Source organism: Streptomyces sp. RerS4 (assembly GCF_023515955.1).
Taxonomy (GTDB): domain Bacteria; phylum Actinomycetota; class Actinomycetes; order Streptomycetales; family Streptomycetaceae; genus Streptomyces.
In genome coordinates this window covers 3,617,003-3,637,317 of record NZ_CP097322.1, presented here as the reverse complement: position 1 = coordinate 3,637,317, position 20,315 = coordinate 3,617,003, and the positions used below count along the sequence as shown (strand labels likewise).

The 20,315-nt window shown below is 72.7% G+C and carries 20 protein-coding genes and 1 tRNA gene; 11 read left to right on the top strand and 10 right to left on the bottom strand.

Annotated elements, in window-relative coordinates; all coding sequences use genetic code 11:
• Positions 1-116 precede the first annotated feature (116 nt).
• Positions 117-614 (bottom strand): FHA domain-containing protein FhaB/FipA, encoded by a 498-nt coding sequence (locus tag M4D82_RS16790; protein ID WP_249766829.1) that lies wholly within the window; start codon positions 612-614, stop codon positions 117-119.
• A 10-nt stretch (positions 615-624) separates the two neighbouring features.
• Positions 625-1,428: an FHA domain-containing protein gene (locus M4D82_RS16785; protein WP_249766828.1), complete on the bottom strand. Its 804-nt coding sequence runs from the start codon at positions 1,426-1,428 to the stop codon at positions 625-627.
• 294 nt (positions 1,429-1,722) lie between these two features.
• On the opposite strand from M4D82_RS16785, the gene M4D82_RS16780 reads away from it, so the two are divergent.
• The 6 genes from M4D82_RS16780 to M4D82_RS16755 all read left to right on the top strand — a co-directional run bounded on the left by M4D82_RS16780 (position 1,723) and on the right by M4D82_RS16755 (position 7,392).
• Positions 1,723-1,805, top strand: a tRNA-Leu gene (locus tag M4D82_RS16780).
• Positions 1,806-1,981: 176 nt separating this feature from the next.
• Entirely contained in the window at positions 1,982-3,646 is a 1,665-nt protein-coding gene (locus tag M4D82_RS16775; RefSeq protein ID WP_249771886.1) for a sensor histidine kinase, read from the top strand.
• A gap of 8 nt (positions 3,647-3,654) precedes the next feature.
• Positions 3,655-4,314, top strand: a complete 660-nt coding sequence (locus tag M4D82_RS16770) for a response regulator (RefSeq protein ID WP_283844482.1) — start codon at positions 3,655-3,657, stop codon at positions 4,312-4,314.
• A gap of 264 nt (positions 4,315-4,578) precedes the next feature.
• Positions 4,579-6,057, top strand: coding sequence for a DUF2252 domain-containing protein (locus M4D82_RS16765; protein WP_249771882.1), 1,479 nt, complete (start codon positions 4,579-4,581; stop codon positions 6,055-6,057).
• Between the two features lie 94 nt (positions 6,058-6,151).
• Positions 6,152-6,988 (top strand): J domain-containing protein, encoded by an 837-nt coding sequence (locus tag M4D82_RS16760; RefSeq protein ID WP_249766827.1) that lies wholly within the window; start codon positions 6,152-6,154, stop codon positions 6,986-6,988.
• Between the two features lie 50 nt (positions 6,989-7,038).
• A complete protein-coding gene (locus tag M4D82_RS16755; RefSeq protein WP_249766826.1) occupies positions 7,039-7,392 on the top strand; it encodes a rhodanese-like domain-containing protein in 354 nt (117 codons plus the stop codon).
• 15 nt (positions 7,393-7,407) lie between these two features.
• On the opposite strand, the gene M4D82_RS16750 is transcribed toward M4D82_RS16755, so the two are convergent.
• The 6 genes from M4D82_RS16750 to paaA form a co-directional block, all read right to left on the bottom strand.
• Complete coding sequence (locus tag M4D82_RS16750; RefSeq protein WP_249766825.1) at positions 7,408-8,562, bottom strand: acyl-CoA dehydrogenase family protein; 1,155 nt, start codon at positions 8,560-8,562, stop codon at positions 7,408-7,410.
• 118 nt (positions 8,563-8,680) lie between these two features.
• On the bottom strand, positions 8,681-9,814 hold the full coding sequence (locus M4D82_RS16745) for a 2Fe-2S iron-sulfur cluster-binding protein (RefSeq protein WP_249766824.1): 1,134 nt from the start codon (positions 9,812-9,814) through the stop codon (positions 8,681-8,683).
• The gene (paaD, locus tag M4D82_RS16740) at positions 9,815-10,330 is read right to left on the bottom strand and encodes a 1,2-phenylacetyl-CoA epoxidase subunit PaaD (protein WP_249766823.1); all 516 of its coding nucleotides are present in this window, start codon (positions 10,328-10,330) and stop codon (positions 9,815-9,817) included. It abuts the gene before it with no gap.
• Positions 10,327-11,100: a 1,2-phenylacetyl-CoA epoxidase subunit PaaC gene (paaC, locus tag M4D82_RS16735; RefSeq protein ID WP_249766822.1), complete on the bottom strand. Its 774-nt coding sequence runs from the start codon at positions 11,098-11,100 to the stop codon at positions 10,327-10,329. Before paaC ends, paaD begins: the two co-directional genes overlap by 4 nt.
• Positions 11,097-11,381, bottom strand: coding sequence for a 1,2-phenylacetyl-CoA epoxidase subunit PaaB (paaB, locus tag M4D82_RS16730; protein ID WP_249766821.1), 285 nt, complete (start codon positions 11,379-11,381; stop codon positions 11,097-11,099). The genes paaC and paaB overlap by 4 nt, the downstream gene beginning before the upstream one ends.
• Positions 11,378-12,346, bottom strand: coding sequence for a 1,2-phenylacetyl-CoA epoxidase subunit PaaA (gene paaA / locus M4D82_RS16725; protein WP_249771880.1), 969 nt, complete (start codon positions 12,344-12,346; stop codon positions 11,378-11,380). Before paaA ends, paaB begins: the two co-directional genes overlap by 4 nt.
• Before the next feature lie 222 nt (positions 12,347-12,568).
• Here paaA and M4D82_RS16720 point away from each other — a divergent pair, with 222 nt between their 5' ends.
• The 3 genes from M4D82_RS16720 (at position 12,569) to M4D82_RS16710 (ending at position 15,596) form a co-directional block, all read left to right on the top strand.
• Positions 12,569-13,300, top strand: a complete 732-nt coding sequence (locus M4D82_RS16720) for a DUF5819 family protein (protein ID WP_349637073.1) — start codon at positions 12,569-12,571, stop codon at positions 13,298-13,300.
• Positions 13,288-14,481, top strand: coding sequence for an HTTM domain-containing protein (locus M4D82_RS16715; RefSeq protein ID WP_249766819.1), 1,194 nt, complete (start codon positions 13,288-13,290; stop codon positions 14,479-14,481). Before M4D82_RS16720 ends, M4D82_RS16715 begins: the two co-directional genes overlap by 13 nt.
• A 353-nt stretch (positions 14,482-14,834) precedes the next feature.
• Complete coding sequence (locus M4D82_RS16710; protein WP_249766818.1) at positions 14,835-15,596, top strand: TrmH family RNA methyltransferase; 762 nt, start codon at positions 14,835-14,837, stop codon at positions 15,594-15,596.
• A gap of 9 nt (positions 15,597-15,605) precedes the next feature.
• Here M4D82_RS16710 and paaN read toward each other — a convergent pair whose 3' ends face one another.
• A complete protein-coding gene (gene paaN, locus M4D82_RS16705; RefSeq protein WP_249766817.1) occupies positions 15,606-17,288 on the bottom strand; it encodes a phenylacetic acid degradation protein PaaN in 1,683 nt (560 codons plus the stop codon).
• Positions 17,289-17,455: 167 nt separating this feature from the next.
• On the opposite strand from paaN, the gene M4D82_RS16700 reads away from it, so the two are divergent.
• Both M4D82_RS16700 and M4D82_RS16695 read left to right on the top strand, forming a co-directional pair.
• On the top strand, positions 17,456-18,997 hold the full coding sequence (locus M4D82_RS16700) for a 3-hydroxyacyl-CoA dehydrogenase (RefSeq protein ID WP_249766816.1): 1,542 nt from the start codon (positions 17,456-17,458) through the stop codon (positions 18,995-18,997).
• The gene (locus M4D82_RS16695) at positions 18,994-19,581 is read left to right on the top strand and encodes a TetR/AcrR family transcriptional regulator (protein WP_249766815.1); all 588 of its coding nucleotides are present in this window, start codon (positions 18,994-18,996) and stop codon (positions 19,579-19,581) included. The genes M4D82_RS16700 and M4D82_RS16695 overlap by 4 nt, the downstream gene beginning before the upstream one ends.
• An 11-nt stretch (positions 19,582-19,592) precedes the next feature.
• Here the strand turns inward: M4D82_RS16695 and M4D82_RS16690 are convergent, their stop codons facing one another.
• A complete protein-coding gene (locus M4D82_RS16690) occupies positions 19,593-20,174 on the bottom strand; it encodes an Lrp/AsnC family transcriptional regulator (RefSeq protein WP_502988945.1) in 582 nt (193 codons plus the stop codon).
• Positions 20,175-20,315: the final 141 nt, after the last annotated feature.

Below are 20,315 nucleotides of genomic sequence, written 5' to 3'. Positions count from 1 at the left end.
GGGTACAACCGGTCTCGAGCCACACTGCCCACCCTCCGGTCGGGAGCGTGCGGGTGTCCGTGTCCTCGGTGGGACGGATCGCCGCCGCGCGCTCGCTCCGCTCGCTCATTCTCGTACTACTTCCGCAGCTCGATGACGGTCTTGCCGATGCGGATCGGGGCGCCCGGCGGAATGGGCGTCGGGGTGGTCAGCCGGGTCCGGTCGAGATACGTGCCGTTGGTGGACCCGAGATCCTCGACGATCCACTGGCCGTCACGGTCGGGGTAGATCCTGGCATGCCGGCTGGAGGCGTAGTCGTCGTCCAGCACGATCGTCGAATCGTGTGCGCGGCCGAGCGTGATCGTCTGCCCCGCGAGGGCGACGGTGGTGCCCGTGAGGGTGCCCTCGGAGACCACGAGCTTGGTCGGCGCACCGCGGCGCTGGCGCTGCTGGGGTGGAGCGGCCTGGCGGCCGCTTTGCTGCGGAGCTCCGGTCGCGCCGCCGCGGCGCGAGCCGCGCTGTGTGACGCGCGTACCGAAGAGGTCGCTGCGGATGACCTGAACGGCCACGATGACGAACAGCCACAGAACGGCCAGGAAACCCAACCGCATGACCGTCAGGGTCAGCTCTGACATTGCCCCCGCTTCACCCTTCGGCTTGCCGGTAAATGATGGTGGTGCTGCCCACGACGATCCGCGAGCCGTCGCGGAGCGTAGCGCGGGTGGTGTGCTGTCCGTCCACCACGATGCCGTTGGTGGACCCGAGATCCTGGATCGTCGGGGGTGTTCCGGTCCGGATCTCACAGTGCCGGCGCGATACGCCGGGGTCGTCGATCCGCACGTCGGCCTCGGTGCTCCGGCCGAGTACGAGGGTGGGGCGCGAGATCTGGTGGCGGGTGCCGTTGATCTCGATCCAGCGGCGGGTGGTGCCGGAGCCGCCGGGAGCCGCCGGGGCGCCGGCGCCGGGTGCCCCCGGGGGCGGTCCGGGCGGCATGGGCGGGGCGCCGACGGGCGGGTAGCCGTAGCCGCCGCCCTGCTGCTGACCCTGGGGGGACTGCGGCGCCGACTGGGAGGTGCTGGAGGCCAGCGTGCGGCTGCGGACCCGGTACAGACCGGTGTCGAGGTCGTCGGCCTTCTCCAGGTGGACCTTGATGGGGCCCATGAAGCTGTAGCGCTGCTGCTTGGCGTAGTCGCGGACGAGGCCCGCGAGCTCGTCGCCGAGCTGGCCGGAGTAGGGACTCAGACGCTCGTAGTCACCGCTGCTGAGCTCCACGATGAAGTCGTTGGGTACGACGGTCCGCTCGCGGTTCCAGATGGTGGCGTTGTTGTCGCACTCCCGCTGGAGGGCTCCGGCGATCTCCACCGGCTGGACCTCGGACTTGAAGACCTTGGCGAAGGTGCCGTTCACCAGACCTTCGAGTCGCTGCTCGAACCGCTTCAGAACTCCCATGGGGCACCTCCTCCGTCGTTGTCGCCCTGTACTGCTTACTGATCGTATCCACGCGTGGCGGATTCGGCTGGTTCCCCTTCGGTCCCGCGCACAGGAGTGTTGGTCCTCACAAGGGATCGTAGGGGTGCTCCCGTCACAGTGTCCCGCACCCGGGAGGGAGTGCGGGAGGGGCCGCCCCGAGGTCGGGTGGAGGGGGCCGGGAAAACGGATGTGAATCCACCCCGTCCGACGTGCTAATGTTCCGATGTCGCCAGGGGAACGGCCCGCAAGGGAAGAACCGCTGGAGAGCTACTCGGGCGAGTGGCGGAACGGCAGACGCGCTGGCTTCAGGTGCCAGTGTCCTTCGGGACGTGGGGGTTCAAATCCCCCCTCGCCCACATCGAAGAAGCCTCGATCCGGAAACGGATCGGGGCTTCTTGGTTTTCCCCGTGGGGTGTTGGCGGCCCGGTGGAGTGTCGGCGGTGCGACTTTCGTCGTGCGGGGCGCGACGAAAGTGGGCGGCCGGCGGCCGGTGCGGATGTCTAGGGTCGGTCGGGTGGATGCCAAGTCGAGGATGCGCGCGGGCCGGGAGTGGTTGACGGGACCCGAGGTCTGGACCCGTGGAGCCCTGGTCGGGGACCTGACGATCATCACCGTGTTGGTGCTGCTGGGCGTCGGCGTCGATGAACTGAGCAACTCCTCCGGCGCGACGATGACCCTCGGGGCCCTGTCCGTGGTGGTGTTGGTCCTGCTGCGGCGACGGCTGCCGGCCACCACGTTGGTGGCGGGCGCGGCGGCGAGCGCCTTCCTGCCCGGGGTGTTCCTCGTGACGGTCGTCCTGGGCTGGTCGGCGGGCAGGCGGATCGTCGGGGTCGGCCGGGCGCTCGGCGTCTTCGCGCTGGCCTGCGTCGTGGAAGTCGGGCTGATGCTGGTCGACCAGTGGGCGCAGATGCGGCCCGTCCTGGTGGTCGTCTTCTCCACGCTGATGTTCCTGGCGGCGACCGCCATGCCCGGTCTGGCCAGTCGGTACTGGTACCAGCGCCGGACCCTGCTGAGCGCGATGGGCGAGCGCAACGAGCAACTGCTGCGCGAGCGGAGCATGGTGGCAGGTCAGGCCCGGCTGCGGGAGCGGCAGCGGATCGCGCAGGACATGCACGACAGCCTGGGCCACCGGCTGGCGCTGATCTCGGTGCACACCGGGGCGCTGGAGGTGGACCCGCAGCTGACCTCTCGTCAGCGCGAGGTGGTGGGGGTGTTGCGGCAGGCGTCCGTGGAGGCCATGCACGAGCTGCGCGAGGTGGTCGGGATCCTGCGCGACGGGGTGGAGGCCGCCGCGCCCGCGCCCGTCGAGGAGGCGCAGCAGGCGGCCCGGGGTGTGGCCGGGATCACCGGCATCGTGGAGGCGGCGCGGGCCGCGGGGACCGACGTACGGTTCACCACGACGGGGCGGCCCCGGCCGCTGGTGGCGGCCTGTGACCACGCGGCGTTCCGGATCGCGCAGGAGGCGCTGACCAACGCCTACAAGCACGCGCCGGGCGCGGCGATCACCGTGGAGCTGCGCTACGAGGACGACGCGCTGGTGGTCGAGATCGCCAACGGACCGGCGGCCGGATCCGGCGCGGGCGAGGTGGTCTCCGGCGGTCAGGGCCTGACCGGACTGCGGGAACGGGCCCGGTTGGTCGGCGGCATGGTGCACGCGGGCGACGTCGAGGGCGGCGGGTTCCGGGTGGCGGGCGTGCTGCCGTACGGGACGGAACCGGCCGGGGTCGTCGAGGAGGTCGCCGACGACTTCGGGCAGTGGCCGCACGCCCGCGCGACGGCGGCGACGGACTGGGCGGCGGTGAACCGGGAGCTGACGGTTCCGGGGCGCGGCAGGGCCGGCGGTGTGGCGATGGGGTGCGGGATCGCGGTCGCCGCGCTGGTGCTGCTGGTCATCGTCATGGGGGCCGGCGTGGCCCTGATAGTGAGCTCGGCGAACGAGGCCATCGTCAGCCCGGAGGCGTACGACCAGATCCGGGTGGGGCAGTCGGAGCAGTCGGTCCGGGACGAGCTGCCGAACGGTGACAGCATCCTGACCGCGGGCCTGGACCGGAAGGGCCCGCCGCGCCCCGAGGGCACGGAGTGCCTGGTGTTGCTGTCGACCGAGGAGACGGACGAGTTGACCACCGACGCGGTTTACCGGTTCTGCTTCAAGGACGGCAAGCTCGTCGAGAAGCAGGCGTATGAGGTCAAGCAGTAGGAGCGCGGGTGACAGCCAAGGTGATCAGAGTGGTGATCGCTGACGACGAGCCGCTGATCCGGGCCGGGATCAGGATGATCCTGACCTCGGCGCCGGACATCGAGGTCGTCGCGGAGGGGGCGAACGGTCGGGAGGGGGTGGAGCTGGTCCGCGCGCACGCCCCGGACGTGGTCCTGTTGGACATCCAGATGCCGGTGATGGACGGGCTGACGGCGCTGGGCGAGTTGCGGCGGGTGGCGCCGGAGGCGCGGGCGCTGATCCTGACCACCTTCGGGGAGAAGGAGAACGTGCTGCGGGCCCTGAGCGAGGGCGGCGCCGGGTTCCTGCTGAAGGACTCGGCGCCGGGCGAGCTGATCGGGGCGGTCCGGGCGGCCGCCGCCGGGGACGCCTACCTGTCGCCGGCCGCGACCCGGCACGTGGTTGACCAGCTCGCGGCCGGGCAGGCCGTCGGCCGGGGCGAGGCGGCCCGGCGGCGGGTGGCGGAGCTGAGCGAGCGGGAGCGGGGGGTCCTGGCCCTGCTGGGCGAGGGCCTGTCCAACGCGGACGCGGGCCGGCGGCTGCACATGAGCGAGGCGACGGTGAAGACGTACGTGAGCCGGATCCTCGCGAAGCTGGATTGCGAGAACCGGGTGCAGGCGGCCCTGCTGGCCAGGGACGCCGGGCTTTAGGGGCGCCCGCCGGGTCAGGGCGGCTGTGCGGTGCCGGGCGGGGCCGGCGGGGTTGGGCGGTGCCGGGTGGGTCGGGGCCGGCCTTGATCCGCTGGAGACCGGCTGGATACGGTCGGGCGGTTGACCGGTGAGACGGCCGGTCGTGGCGCGATACGTGCGGGGGCGGCGCAGATGGTGACGGTACCGAGGCAGGACGCGGCGGACGGGGGCGCGAACCGGCCGGCGGGCACGGCGCGGCGGATCCTCGCGGACGCGGTGGCGGGCATGGTGGCGGCAGCGGCGGAGAGCGCCGGGGCGTCGGGCGAGGCGTCGGGCGGGTTGCGCGGCGGCGTGCCGGGCGCCGTGGCGGGGTTCGACGGGGGCCGAATACCGGGCGTCGAGGGTTTCGCGCCCCGGGCCGTGCCCGGTTCGGCCAAGGAGGCCGGCAAGGCGCTGCGGATGCGCGTACCGCGCGCCGCGCACGCCTGGTTCGAGGCTCCCGCCGGGCGCCCGGACGCGGTGCGTGCGGTGGAGGAGTCGAACGTCGGACGGGTCGCCGAGCTGACCCCGATCCGGGTGGGCCGGATGGCCGCGAATCCCTTCGCGTTCCTGCGCGGAGCGGCCGGGCTGATGGCGCACGACCTGTCCGGCGGGCCGGTGACCGGGGTGGGCGCGCAGATCTGCGGTGACGCCCACGCGGCCAACTTCGGCCTGTACGGGGACGCCCGCGGGCGCCTCGTCATCGACCTGAACGACTTCGACGAGACCGTGTTCGGCCCCTGGGAGTGGGACCTCAAGCGGCTGGCGACCTCGCTGGTCCTGGCGGGCCGGGTGGCGGGCGCCGACGAGGACACCTGCCGGGCGGCTGCCCGGGACGCGGCGGGCGCCTACCGGCGGACCATGCGGCTGCTGGCGAAGCTGCCGGCGCTGGACGCGTGGAACGCCATCGCCGACGAGGAGCTGGTCTCCCACACCGACGCACGCGATCTGCTGGGCACCCTGGAACGGGTCTCCGCGAAGGCCCGCAACAACACCTCCGCCCGGTTCGCGGCGAAGTCCACGGTGATGGGCGAGGACGGCGGTCGCCGCTTCGTGGACGCCCTGCCGGTGCTGCGCCGGGTCGGGGACGGGGAGGCGGCGGCCGTGGCGGCCTCGCTGGGTCCGTACCTGAAGACCCTGCCGGGGGACCGGCTGCCGCTGCTGGCCCGGTACGCCATCCACGACGTGGCCTTCCGGGTGGTCGGCACCGGAAGCGTCGGCACCCGCTCGTACGTGGTGCTCCTGCTGGACCACCGGGGAGAGCCGCTGGTCCTCCAGGTGAAGGAGGCCCGGCCCTCCGTGCTGCTGCCGTACCTGCCCGCACTGGGCTTCCACGGGCCCGTCGAGGAGCACGAGGGGCGCCGGGTGGTGGCCGGGCAGAAGCGGATGCAGGTCGTCTCGGACATTCTGCTGGGGTGGAGCACGGTCGAGGGGCGGCCCTTCCAGGTGCGCCAGTTCCGCAACCGCAAGGGCAGCGTCGACCCGGCGGCGCTCGCCGTCGAGCAGATCGACGACTACGGCCGGATGACGGGGGCCCTGCTGGCGCGGGCGCACGCGCACAGCGCGGACCCGCGGCTGCTCGCCGGATACTGCGGGAAGAGCGAGGAGCTGGACGAGGCCATCGCGGCCTTCGCGGTGGCCTATGCCGACCGCAGTGAGGCCGATCACGCGGACCTGGTGGCGGCGATCCGGGGCGGCCGGATCGCGGCGGAGGAGGGCGTCTGACGCCCGGTGGCCGGCGTGCTCGATGTTTCACGTGAAACGGCGCTCGCTGTTTCACGTGAAACAACCCGCGCCGGGCTGCCCGTAGGCTGGCCGGGTGAGCGAGCAGACCGAACAGACAGTCCCCGATGAGCCCGCCGCCTCCGGTGACGAGCGCCCCGAGGCGCGGCTCGACCGTGCCGTGCGGGCCGCCGAGCAGGCGCTGATCGAGTTCGAGATCGCCGTGGAGACCTTCCGCGTGGAGGTCGAGAACTTCTCCCGGCTGCACCACCAGAAGCTGGGCCCGATGTACTCGCGGCTCGACGAGCTGGACGCGCTGATCGCGGAGGCGAAGGCGGCGAACAGCGGCGACCCCGATGACCTGCGGCGTGCGCGCGAGGCACGCGCCCTGGTCATGCCGATGCCCGGTGTGGACGAGCTGTTCCACGACTGGATGGACGCGGACGGGGTTTCCGACGATGCCGCCGCGATGCTCACCGACCGCTCCGTGAAGCCGCCGCAGCGGGTGCGGCCCACGGAGGAGGTCCGCCGCCTGTACCGGGAGCTGGTCCGCCGGGCGCACCCCGACCTGGCGCAGGACGAGGCCGAGCGGGCGCGGCGCGACGCGTTCATCGCCCGGGTCAACGCCGCGTACGGGCGGGGCGAGGAGCAGCTGCTGCGCGAGCTGGCCGAGGAGTGGGAGGCCGGTCCGGTACCGGAGGCGCCGCGGCCGAGCGAGAGCGAGGAGCTGTACGCCCGGCTGGAGTGGCTGGCGCAGCGCAAGGAACTGCTCGCGTTGGTGGCCAAGGAGCTGGAGGACAGCGCGATCGGCTCGATGCTGCGCATGGCGCCGGACGACCCGGACAGGCTGCTGGAGGAGATCGCGGAGCAGCTGCTCGCCCAGGTCTCCGAGCGGGAGTCGGAGCTGGCGGCGCTGACCGGCGGCGCGGCGTAGCGGGTCGGATAGGTTGGCAGCCGTATCCGTTTTGAGAGAAGGCGACAGCTATGAACCTCGGACCGCTTCCCTCGGTGGCCGCCGCGGCGGTGCCCGCCGAAGGCTTTGTCCTGGACGTCCGGGAGGACGACGAATGGGCGGCCGGGCACGTCGAGGGCGCTTTGCACATCCCGATGAGTGACTTCGTGACCCGCTTCGGCGAGCTCACCGAGGCCATCGCGGAGGGGGACGGTGACGGCAAGGTGTACGTGATGTGCCGCGTCGGCGGTCGGTCGGCGCAGGTCACGCAGTACCTGATGCGCCAGGAGATCGACGCCGTGAACGTCGACGGCGGCATGCAGGCCTGGGAAGGCGCCGGGCGCCCGATGGTGACGGACAACGGAAGCCCGGCCTTCGTCCTGTAGGGCCGCTCTTCCTGATCAGGCGAGGGGATGGGCGGCCAGGAGGTCGCCCAAGGCCTCCTCGTGGGCCGCGGCCGGGCCGAGCTGGAGCTCCAGTTGCTTGGCCCAGGCGTGGTAGCGGTGGAGCGGGTAGTCGGTGTCGGCCCCGAAGCCGCCGTGCAGGTGCTGGGCGGTCTGCACGACGCGGCGTACGCCCTCCGAGGCCCAGATCTTGGCCACCGCGACGTCACCGGCGCTGGGCAGCGGCCCGCCGGCGCCGGCGGTGGCGGCGTCGAGCCGCCAGGCGGCCTGCCAGAGGGTGGCCTCCATGGCGCGCAGGTCGATGTACCGGTCGGCGGCCTGGACGGCGACGGCCTGGAAGGTGGCCACCGGGAAGCCGAACTGCTCGCGCTTGCCGGTGTATTGGCTGGTCATGGTGAGAACGTTCTCGCCCAGGCCGAGCGCGAGGGCGCAGGTGCCGGTGGCCAGGACCTGGCGGAGCCGGTCCCATGCGCCGGGGACGGCGATCAGGTGCGTCGGCGGTACGCGGACGCCGTCCAGGGCGAGTTCGGCGAGGCGCTCGCCGGTGGTGGAGAACTGTTCGGCGAGGGTCAGCCCGTCGGTGACCCGGGGGACGAGTGCGAGGACGGCCTCGCCCCGCGCGGTGTGGGCCGGGACGGCGATCCAGTCGGCGTTGTGCGCCCAGGCGACGGAGGTCTGCGCCCCGTCCAGGATCCATCCGGCGTCCTCGCCGGCTTCCTGGGGGCGGGCGGTGACGGAGCGTTCGGCCGGGTCGTGGCCGGTGCGGCCGTGCGCGGCGACGGTGAGGACGAGGGAGCCGCGGCCGGCGCCGGGCAGCAGGGCGGCGGTGAGTTCGGGGCCCCCGTGGGCCTGGACGGCCATGGCGGTCGCGCAGTGCTCCAGCAGCGGTACCCGGGCCAGCACCTTCGCCGCCTCGCGCAGCACCAGGCACAGGGCGATGGTGTCGAGGCCCGCCCCGCCGTGTTCCTCGGCGAGGACCAGGCTCAGCAGGTCGGATCCGGCGAGTTTGGCCCACAGCGGTCGGTCGAAGTCCTCCGCGACGGCTCCCGGCGTGAGGGCCGGGCTGGGGACGCGGTCGGGAGCGACGTCCGCGAACACGGCCTTCGCCGCCTCCACGGCCGCCCGCTGTTCCTCGGTGAAGGTGAAGTCCACTGCCTGTCCTCCCGCGCGCACCGGATCGATCTGGTCTGACGGTGCGTCAAGATAGAACAGGTTCTCGTAAATGCCCAGGGGGACGGACAGGGGCGCGGGCGCCCCACGACGCCGTGCCTCAGCGGTCGAAGTCGATCTCCACGTCCTCCGTCACCGCGTGCGACTGGCAGGCCAGCACGAAACCGGCCTCCGTCTCGTCCGCCTCCAGCGCGAAGTTGCGGTCCATCCGCACCTCACCGCTGACCACGAACGCCCGGCAGGTGCCGCAGACGCCGCCCTTGCAGGCGTACGGGGCGTCCGCACGGTTGCGCAGCACGGCGTCGAGCAGCGATTCCCCGTCCCGCACGGGCCAGGTCCCGGAGCGGCCGTCGAGCCGCGCCGTGACCCGGCCGTGCGTCGGCGCGTCGGCGCGGGCGGGGGTCGGCGCGGGTGTGCCGTCGACGTGGAAGATCTCCTGGTGCACCCGGGTCCGTGCGACGCCCAGCGCGCGCAGGGCCCGCTCCGCGCCCTCCACCAGCCCGAAGGGCCCGCACAGGAACCAGCCCGTCACCTCGGTGACCGGCAGCAGGGCGGGCAGCAGGGTCGTCAGCCGCTCCTCGGTGAGCCGACCGGACGGCAGACCGGCCTCCTGCTCCTCGCGAGAAAGCACGGTGACCAGCTGGAACCGGTCCGGGTAGCGGTCCTTGAGGTCGGCGACCTCCTCCAGGAACATCGTCGACGCCGCGCTGCGGTCACCGCGCACCAGGCAGAACCGGGCGTCTGGACGGGCCGCCAGCAGTGAGGCGGCGATCGACAGCACCGGCGTGATGCCGCTGCCGCCGACGATCGCCGCGTAGTGCGCGGCGGGCGGCGCCGCGACCGGGTCCAGGACGAACCGGCCGGCCGGGACCATGACGTCCAGCTCGTCTCCGGCGGCGATCTCCTTGTGGGCGAACGTGGAGAACTCGCCGCCCTCCACCAGCCGCACCCCGACCCGCAGGCTCGCGGGCCCCGGGCCGTCGGCGGCCGGGGCGGGGGAGCAGATCGAGTAGGAGCGGCGGACCTCGGTGCCCTCGGGGCCGCTGCGGCGCAGGGTCAGGTGCTGGCCGGGGGCGTGCAGGTACTCGGCGCGCAGCTCCTCGGGGACGGCCAGGGTCAACGCCACCGAGTCCTCGGTGAGCCGGTCGACCGCCGCCACCGTCAGCCGGTGGAACGCGCCGTGACGCGCGGGGCGCGAGCTGCCCGGGGGCGCCTGGGGCACGGGGACGGCCATCTACAGCTCCTTGAAGTGGTCGAACGGTTCGCGGCAGGCCACGCAGCGGCGCAGCGCCTTGCACGCGGTGGAGGAGAACCGGCTCAGCAGCTCGGTGTCGGTGGATCCGCATTGGGGGCAGCGGACCGACAGGGCGAGCGGGACGGGCCCTCCGGCGGAGTGCGGACGGGGCGGGGCGATGCCGAACTCGGCGAGCTTGCAGCGGCCTTCGGCGCTGATGTCGTCGGTGGACCAGGCGGGCGCCAGCACGGTCGTGACCCGTACTTCGGGGATGCCGTGGCCGGTCAGAACCTGCTCGATGTCGGCGGACATGGCCTCGATGGCGGGGCAGCCGGTGTAGGTGGGCGTGAGGATGACCTCGGCGTGACCGTCCTCGTGCATCCGCACGCCGCGTACGACGCCCAGCTCGCCCAGGGTGAGTACGGGCAGCTCCGGGTCGGGGACAGAGCCGGCCAGGGCCGCGAGCTCCGCCTCCAGTCGGGTGCCCGCCGTCGCCGGGGTGCCGGTGGCGCTCACCACGACGCTCCCGGGTGGCTGCGGTGCAGGTGCTGCATCTCGGCGAGCAGCCGCCCGAACGATTCGGTGTGCAGGCCCTCGCGGCCCGCGCCGGCGGCCCAGGCGCCCGTACGCGACCCCTCGGGCAGGGTCAGGCCGGCCCGCTCCAGCACGCCGCCCAGCGCGGCCAGCCAGCGGGTCTCCAGGGCGGTCATGGTCTCCTGGTCGAGCCCGAGGCCCTCGACGGGCCGGAACAGCTCGCCCGTGTACTTCCACAGCCCGTCCAGCGCGGTCCGCATCCGCCGCCGGCTCTCCTCGGTGCCGTCGCCGAGGCGCAGCGTCCACTGCTCGGCGTGGTCGCGGTGGTAGGCGGTCTCCTTCACGGCCTTGGCGGCGAGCGGTGCGAACGGGCCGTCTCCGGCGGCCAGTTCCCCGTACAGCTCGTGCTGGTGGAGGGAGAAGTAGAGCTGTCGGGCGATGGTGTGGGCGAAGTCGCCGTTGGGCTGCTCGACCAGCTGGAGGTTGCGGAAGGAGCGCTCCTCGCGCAGGTACGCCAGCTCGTCCTCGTCGCCGGCCATGGACAGCAGGACACGGGCCTGGCCGAGGAGGTCGAGCGCGATGTTGGCGAGGGCGACCTCCTCCTCCAGGACGGGGGCGTGCCCGGCCCACTCGCCGAGGCGGTGGGAGAGGATCAGCGCGTCGTCGCCCAGGGCGAGCGCCGCGGCCGCGGTGGAGGCGTCGGTCCCGGGGGTGGTGGTGGTCGTCGCGATGCCGGTGTCGGGGCTGTTCACAGGTGGCGCACCCCCTCGGGGATCTCGTAGAAGGTGGGGTGCCGGTACGGCTTGTCGGCGGACGGCTCGAAGAACGGGTCCCGCTCGTCCGGCGAGGAGGCGACGATCTCGGTGCTGGGCACGACCCAGATGGAGATGCCCTCACCGCGCCGCGTGTAGAGGTCGCGGGCGTTGCGCAGGGCCATTTCCGCGTCCGGGGCGTGGAGGCTGCCCGCGTGCGTGTGCGAGAGGCCGCGGCGCGAGCGCACGAACACCTCCCACAGGGGCCAGTTCCGCGTCATGCCTGTACCTCTCGTCCTGTGCCGGTGTGCTTCTCCGCGTACGCCGCGGCCGCTTCGCGGACCCAGGCCCCTTCCTCGTGGGCCCGGCGCCGCTGGTTGATGCGCTCTTCGTTGCAAGGGCCGTTGCCCTTGAGGACGTCCCAGAACTCGGCCCAGTCGATGGCGCCGAAGTCGTGGTGGCCGCGCTCCTCGTTCCACCGGATGTCCGGGTCGGGCAGCGTCAGGCCGAGGGACTCGGCCTGGGGGACGGCGATGTCGACGAAGCGCTGGCGCAGCTCGTCGTTCGAGTGCCGCTTGATCCGCCAGGCCATGGACTGCGCCGAGTGCGCCGATTCGTCGTCCGGGGGGCCGAACATCATCAGCGAGGGCCACCACCAGCGGTTCACGGCGTCCTGGGCCATCGCGTGCTGGGCCTCGGTGCCGCGCGAGAGCGCGAGCAGCAGCTCGTACCCCTGGCGCTGGTGGAACGACTCCTCCTTGCAGATCCGGACCATCGCGCGGGCGTAGGGGCCGTAGGAGCAGCGGCAGATCGGGACCTGGTTGGTGATGGCCGCGCCGTCCACGAGCCAGCCGATCGCGCCGACGTCGGCCCAGGTCAGGGTGGGGTAGTTGAAGATCGACGAGTACTTCTGCCGGCCCGAGTGGAGCTTGTCGAGCAGCTCGTCGCGGCTGGTGCCGAGGGTTTCGGCGGCGCTGTAGAGGTACAGGCCGTGGCCCGCCTCGTCCTGCACCTTGGCCATCAGGATCGCCTTGCGGCGCAGGGACGGCGCGCGGGTGATCCAGTTGGCCTCGGGCTGCATGCCGATGATCTCGGAATGGGCGTGCTGGGCCATCTGGCGGACCAGGGTCGCGCGGTACTCGTCGGGCATCCAGTCGCGCGGCTCCACGCGCTCGTCCGCCGCGACGGCGGCGTCGAAGGCGGCCAGGAGCTGTGCGCTCAGGTCGGCGCTCATGCCGGCGCTCATGTCGGCACTCGCGGCCGTGCCCACGCCGGTGCCCGGCGCCGGCGCCGTGTTCTTGCCCGCGCCCGTTTCCGGGGTCACTGCGACCATCCCGGCCCCCTGTCAGAGTCTGCCGTCCGCCCGACCGACCGATCGTTCGGTTCATCCGCTTCAATGGTGAGACGGCGGCCCGTAGGGTGTCAACCTCTGTGGGCAACCCTGTGGACGCCGGATGATCGGGGCGGGATGGATTCGAACGAGCACGAGCCCGTGGAAGGAGTCCTTCCGTCGCCCGGTTCACCGCCCGGTTCGCCGCCTGCTCCACCGCCCGGTCCGCCCGGTCCGACGCCGGGGATCGCCGGTCCGACGGCCGGGATCGCCGGTCTGTCGGCCCCGTACCGGGTGCTCGCGGCGCTCGTGCTGGCCGTCGTGGCCGTCGCCGCGTGCGCGCACCTGGCGCTGGTCTTCCTGCACGTGGCCCCGCCCAACACGGTGAGCAAGCGCAACGCGTCCCTGATCGACGGCTGGATATATCCCGAGTTCGAACAGAACTGGAAGCTCTTCGCACCCAACCCGCTCCAGCAGAACATCGCCGTCGAGGTCCGCGCCCAGGTCCGCGGCGCCGACGGAAAACTGGTCACCGCCGACTGGCGCGACCTGTCCGCCGAGGACGGCGCCGCCATCCGGCACAACCCGCTGCCGAGCCACACGGAGCAGAACGAACTCCGCCGCGCCTGGGACTTCTTCACCGGTTCCCACGACGAGGAGAACCGGCCGAACGGCGAGCGCGGCGAGCTGTCCGAGCAGTACCTGCGACGGATCGCGCTGGACCGGCTGACCCCGTCGTACCGGGACGGCGAGCGGATCGTACGGATCCAGCTGCGCTCGGCGACGCGGGCCGTGCCGGCGCCGGCCTGGAGCGAGGAGAAGACCGACACCCAGACCTACTACCGGGAGTTGCCGTGGTGGAACGTCTGAGGGCGGCGCTCGCGCAGGTCACCGGGCGGGCGCTGGGCCCGTACCAGAGCGCCGTGGTCCGGATCGGCTTCGCCGGGACCTGGCTGTTCTTCCTGCTGTGGGAGTTCCCCCACCGCCGCGAGCTGTACGGGCCGGACGGGCCGTGGAGCTGGGAGCTGGCGGAGCGGCTGGTCGAGACGAACCACGCCTTCACGGTGCTGCTGTGGTCGGACTCCACGCTGTGGTTCGAGACGGTCTACGCCGTCTCCGTGCTGGCGAGCGTGCTGCTCCTGCTCGGGTGGCGGACGCGGGCGGCTTCGGTCGTCTTCATGGTCGGAGTGCTCTCGCTGCAGAACCGCAGCGTTTTCATGGGGGACGGCGGGGACAACGTCATCCACCTCATGGCGATCTACCTGGTGCTGACGCGCTGCGCGCAGGTGTGGTCGCTGGACGCGCGGCGGGCGCGGCTGCGCGGCTCGGCCTCGGCGGGGGCGGCGGGGCCGGTGCTGTGGTCGGTGCTCGGGGTGTTCCTCGCGTACGGGGTGCTCGGCGGGCGGTTCGGCGCGGGCTGGACGGCGGTGTTCGTCGCGCTGTGGGTGGGCGCGGGGTTGTGGTGGCTGGTCGAGCGGTATGACGGCGAAGGCGGGGCCGGGGCCGGCGGGGGCGCGGCGGGTGGGGGGCAGCGGCGGGCGACCCTCGACGTGCTGGCGAACGTGCTGCACAACGCGGGAATGCTGGTGATCATGGCCGAGGTGTGCCTGATCTACGCCACCGCCGGTTGGTACAAGATCCAGGGCTCGCGGTGGCAGGACGGCACCGCGCTCTACTATCCGCTCGGGCTCGACTACTTCAGCCCGTGGCCGGGGCTGTCGGGGGCGCTGGCGGGCAGCGGGACGCTGGTGATGCTGCTGACGTATGGAACGGTCGCCGTGCAGGTGGCGTTCCCGTTCACGCTGTTCAATCGGCGGGTCAAGAACGTGCTGTTGGCCGTGATGATGCTGGAGCACCTGGGGATCGCGGTGCTGCTGGGGCTGCCGTTCTTTTCGCTGGCGATGATCGCCGCCGATGCGGTGTTTCTGCCGACGGGGGTGTTGGTCTGGCTTGGCGCCAGGGTGGCCGCTGGGGTGCGGAGGGTGGGGGTCGCGCCGGGGCCGGCGGATGCCGGGGTGGCCGGCGCGGTGGTGGAGCCGAGCCTGCGGTAGCCGGACCTGGCTGGGGGCCGCTGCGCGGGGCTTTCTCCCCGCCCCGCCCTTCTCCCGTTCACCGGGGCGTGGCCCCGGACCCCACTCGGGTGCGGCGCCGTTGCGGGGCGCTGCCCCCGAGCCCCCGCGCCTCAAACGCCGGCGGGGCTGGATGTGCGGGGGTGGGGCCGGGTTTGGCGGGGGACGTACGCCCCGTGTCACAAGCGCCGGCGGGGCTGGGGTGGGGCTGGGTTTGGCGGGGGGCGTACGCCCTGTGCCACAAGCGCCGGCGGGGCTGGGTTTGGCGAGGCGCCGGCGGGGCTGGATGTGCGGGGGTTGGGGCCGGGTTTGGCTCGGGCCTTACGCTCGGCGGTATGACTGAGTTGCACGGGAGGGCCGATACGGTGGCGCGGCAGTGGGGGGAGGCTGTCGGGCGGGGGGACGTGGTCGTCCTCGACGGGTTCCACGCGCTCAAGCACGCCCTGCGATTCGGCGCCGAGGTGCTGGTGGCCGTCGCCGACGACCCCGCGGCCGTACTGGCGCTCGCCGCCGGGTTGGCGCCCGACGTGGCCCCGGCCGTGGAGCGGCTGGTGGGGCCGGGCGCGCTCAAGGAACTGCTGCCCCGCGTGCACCCCACCGGGGTCGCCGCGCTCGCCGTACGCCCCGACCGGGCGGCGGGCCGGGCCGCGCTGGCGAAGACGCCCCGCACCGCGCCGATCGTGCTGCTCGACAATCCCCGCAACCTCGGCAACGTCGGGGCCGTCGTCCGCCTCGCCGCCGGCTTCGGGGCCACGGGCGTGGTGACCCGGGGCGAGCTCGACCCCTGGCACCAGAACGTCGTCCGCGCGGGGGCGGGGCTGCACTACGCCACCACCGTGGCCCGGCTGGAGCTGGACGAGCTTCCGGCGGGACCGGTGTACGCCCTCGACCCGGAGGGCGAGGACATCCGTACCCTCACCCTCCCGGACGACGCCCTGCTGGCGTTCGGCTCGGAACGCCACGGGATCTCGCCCGAGCTGCGCGCCCGTGCCGACCACCTGGTGTCCCTGCCGATGCGCCCGCAGGTCTCCAGCTACAACCTGGCCACCAGCGTGGCCATGACCCTCTTCCACTGGGGCGGACCCCGGGAAGCCTGAGGGTCGGGATCAGGCCTGGCGGCGGACCTCCACCACGCGGAAGCGGTTCGCGACGAACGCGCCGTCGCACAGCGCGGCGTTCGCCGCCGGGTTGCCGCCGGAGCCGTGGAAGTCGGAGAAGGCCGCGGTCTGGTTGACGTAGACCCCGCCGGTGAGGTTCAGCGACAGCTGCGCCGACTCCTCCAGGCAGACCTCCTCGACGGCCCGCTCGGTGTCCGCCGAGGTGGTGTACGCGCCGACCGTCATCGCGCCCTTCTCCCGCACCGTGCGGCGCAGCAGCTCCAGCGCGTCCGCCGTGGAGTCGACGGCCACCGCGAAGGAGACCGGGCCGAAGCACTCCGAGAAGTACGCCGCCTCCGGGTCCGGCTTGCCGGCGTCCAGCTTCACCATCACCGGCGTGCGCACGACCGCCTCCGGGAACTCGGGGTTGACGACCTCGCGGGAGGCCAGCGCGACCTCGCCGAGCCCGGCGGCCTCCTCCAGACGCGCCTTCACGTCCGGGTTGACCAGGGCGCCCAGCAGGGCGTTGGCGCGGGCGTCGTCGCCCAGCAGGCCGCCGATGGAGGCCGCGAGGTCGGCGACGACCTCGTCGTAGGACTTGTGGCCGGCGTCCGTCTCGATGCCGTCGCGGGGGATCAGCAGGTTCTGCGGGGTGGTGCACATCTGGCCGCTGTACAGGGACAACGAGAAGGCCAGGTTGGACAGCATCCCCTTGTAGTCGGAGGTCGAGTCGATGACGACGGTGTTGACGCCCGCCTTCTCGGTGTAGACCTGCGCCTGGCGGGCGTTGGCCTCCAGCCAGTCGCCGAACTCCGTCGACCCGGTGTAGTCGATCAGCTTGATCTCGGGGCGGACGGCGAGGGACTTGGCGATGCCCTCGCCGGGACGCTCGACGGCCAGCGCCACGAGGTTCGGGTCGAAGCCGGCCTCGGTGAGGACCTCGCGCGCGACCTGGACGGTCAGCGCGAGCGGCAGCACGGCGCGCGGGTGCGGCTTGACCAGCACCGCGTTGCCGGTGGCGAGGGAGGCGAACAGACCCGGGTAGCCGTTCCAGGTGGGGAAGGTGTTGCAGCCGATCATCAGCGCGATGCCGCGCGGCACGGCCGTGAAGGTCTTGCCCAGCTCCAACGGGTCCCGCTTGCCCTGCGGCTTCGACCAGTCGGCCTGACCGGGGACGCGGGTCTGCTCCTCGTACGCGTAGGCCACGGCCTCCAGGCCGCGGTCCTGGGCGTGGGGGCCGCCCGCCTGGAAGGCCATCATGAAGGCCTGGCCGCTGGTGTGCATGACCGCGTGCGCGAACTCGTGCGTCCGCGCGCTGATCCGCGCCAGGATCTCGACGCAGACCAGGGCCCGCGTCTCGGGCCCGGCGTCCCGCCAGGCGCCCATGCCGGCCCGCATCGCGGGCAGCAGCACGTCCGGGTCGACATGCGGGTACTCCACGCCCAGCTCCGGGCCGTACGGGGACACCTCGCCGCCCGTCCAGCCGTCGGTGCCGGGCTGGCCGAGGTCGAGGCGGGTGCCGCGCAGGGCCTCGAAGGCGGCCAGGCCGTCGGCCGGGGCGCTCTCGCCGTAGGCCTTGGGGTGCTCGGGATGCGGGGACCAGTAGGCGCGGCTGCGGATGGCAGTCAGCGCCTGGTCCAGGGTGGACCGGTGCTTCTCGGTCAGCTGGTTGAGGGTGAGCTCGGCGGCCATCAGGGACCAACTCCTCGTTGAGCCGGGCAAGATCAGGCTGGTTCGCAGACTGGGATCAGGCGGGGGCGGGTGAAGAAGAGCAGACTGGAGTTAGAGTAACCGAACGATCGGTCGGGACAAGAGGGCCCGGCAGGCCTGTGGATAACCCGGTGCGGGAGGATCAGGACATGACAGCAATCGAGCGGTCCCGCACTGTGGCGGTCGTCGGGGCGGGCACCATGGGTCAGGGCATCGCCCAGGTCGCTCTTCTCGCAGGTCACCGGGTGCTGATCCATGACGTCGACGCCGCGGCGGCCGGCGCGGGCGTCGCCGCCGTCCGCGACCGCGTCGAACGGATGGCCGCCAAGGGCCGCCTGGGCCGGGCCGAGGCCGACGAGGCGATCGGCCGGATCGACGCGGCGGGGGCGCTGACCGAGCTGGCCGACGCCGCGCTCGTGGTCGAGGCGGTCGTCGAGGACACCGGCGTCAAGCGGCGTCTCTTCGAATCACTCGAAGGTGTGGTTCCGGCGGACTGCCTGCTGGCCACGAACACCTCCTCCCTGTCCGTCACCGAGCTCGCCGCGGGCCTGCGCCACCCCGGCCGGTTCCTCGGCCTGCACTTCTTCAACCCGGCCCCGCTGCTCCCCCTCGTCGAGGTGGTCAGCGGTTTCGCGACCGACCCGGCCGCCGCCGACCGCGCGTACGCCACCGTCCTCGGCTGGGGCAAGAGCCCGGTCCGCTGCGTCGACAGCCCCGGTTTCATCGTCAACCGCATCGCCCGCCCCTTCTACGCCGAGGCCTTCGCGGTGTACGAGGAGCGGGGCGCCGACCCGGCGACGATCGACGCCGTGCTGCGCGAGAGCGGCGGCTTCCGGATGGGCCCGTTCGAGCTGACCGACCTGATCGGCCAGGACGTCAACGAGGCCGTCACCCGCTCCGTGTGGGACTCCTTCTTCCGCAGCCCCAAGTTCACCCCCTCCCTCGCCCAGCGCCGCCTGGTCCAGTCGGGCCGGCTCGGCCGCAAGACCGGGCACGGATGGTTCCCGTACGGGGACGACGCGCCGCGGCCCGAGCCGCACACGGCGGCCCCCGAGGAGGCTCCCGGCAAGGTCACCGTCGTGGGCGACCTGGGGCCGGCGGCGGCGCTGGCGGACCTCATCGAGGACGCCGGGATCGCCGTCACCGCCGTCGAGCACGGGGGCCCGTACATCCAGCTGCCCGGCGAGGGGCAGCTCGTCCTGGCGGACGGCAAGACCTCGGTGGAGTTCACGGACGTCGTCTACTTCGACCTCGCGCTCGACTACCGCGAGGCCGGCCGGATCGCGCTCTCCGCGGGCGAGGACACCAGCGAGCGCACGCTCGCCGAGGCGATCGGGCTCTTCCAGCGGCTCGGCAAGAAGGTCTCCGTCATCGGTGACGTCCCCGGCATGATCGTCGCCCGGACGGTCGCGATGCTGATCGACCTCACGGCCGACGCCGTCGCGCGCGGCGTGGCCTCCGCCGAGGACATCGACACCGCGATGCGGCTCGGCGTCAACTACCCGCTGGGCCCGACCGAATGGCACGGCCGGCTCGGCCGCGACTGGGCGTACGACCTGCTGCACCACCTGGACGAACGCTGCCCGGGAGGCCGGTACGCGCCCTCGCTCGCGCTGTTCAAGCTGGGCTACGCGGGGGACGACGTCGATGACGCGGACGGCGCCTTCGAGGGCGGGGAGGACACGGAGTGACCACCGTCAGGCGCGACACCTACACCCCCGAGACGCTGCTCTCCGTGGCCGTCCAGGTCTTCAACGAGCGCGGCTACGACGGCACCTCGATGGAGCACCTCTCCAAGGCCGCCGGCATCTCCAAGTCCTCGATCTACCACCACGTGGCGGGCAAGGAAGAGCTGCTGATGCGCGCCGTCAGCCGCGCGCTCGACGGCCTCTTCGCGGTCCTGGAGGAGCCCGGCGCCGTACGCGGCCGGGCGGTCGACCGCGTCGAGTACGTCACCCGGCGCACGGTGGAGGTCCTGGTCGCGGAGCTCCCCTACGTGACCCTGCTGCTGCGGGTACGCGGCAACACCCGCACCGAGCGCTGGGCGCTGGAGCGCCGCCGCGAGTTCGACCACCGGGTCGCCGACCTGCTGGGCGCGGCCGCCGCCGACGGCGACCTGCGGGCGGACGTGGACATCCGCCTCGCCACGCGGCTGCTGTTCGGCATGGTGAACTCGCTGGTCGAGTGGTACCGCCCGCACCCCGCCACCACCCCCGACCAACTCGCGGACGCGGTGGTCAGCATGGCTCTGGACGGCCTCCGCGCCATCCGGTAGGTCCCGGTGGCTCAGGGGGCGTCGTCCGAGAGCGTCGCGCCGGACGGGCCGTCCTGGGGGGCGCCGGGAGCGAGGAGGTCCGTTTCCTCGAACACCAGGAGCGTGCGGGTGGAGAGGACCTCCGGGATGGCCTGGAGGCGGGTGAGGACCAGTTCGCGCAGGGTGCGGTTGTCCGGGGTGTGGACCAGCAGCAGGACATCGAAATCACCGCTGACCAGGGCGATGTGCGCGGCGCCGGGCAGCTCGCGCAGCTTCTCGCGGACGGTCCGCCACGAGTTCTGGACGATCTTCAGGGTGATGTACGCGGACGCGCCCTGACCTGCGCGTTCGTGGTTCACCCGGGCCGTGAACCCCCGGATGACCCCGTCGTCGATCAGCCGGTTGATCCGGGCGTACGCGTTCGCCCGCGAGACGTGGACCTGCTCGGCCACCGACCGTATGGACGCACGGCCGTCCGCCTGGAGCAATCGCATGATCGACCGGTCGATCGGGTCCAGGGGGCGGGGCGTGACGGTCGGTACCGGTGGGGTTCCCGAGGCTTTCCCCGGCGGCACCGGCGCGGAACCCGCTGGGGCCATTTGTTCATCCGGCATTGCCCACTGCCTCCCTCTCCTGGACGTCCTGCACCCATCCCACGGCCCCGCCGCCACTTTGTCCACAGCCTGGAGCCGCCTGTAGCCAAATTGCGCCAACGACCGAACAATCGGTAGGTGAGGCGCCTCACACCCGAGGCG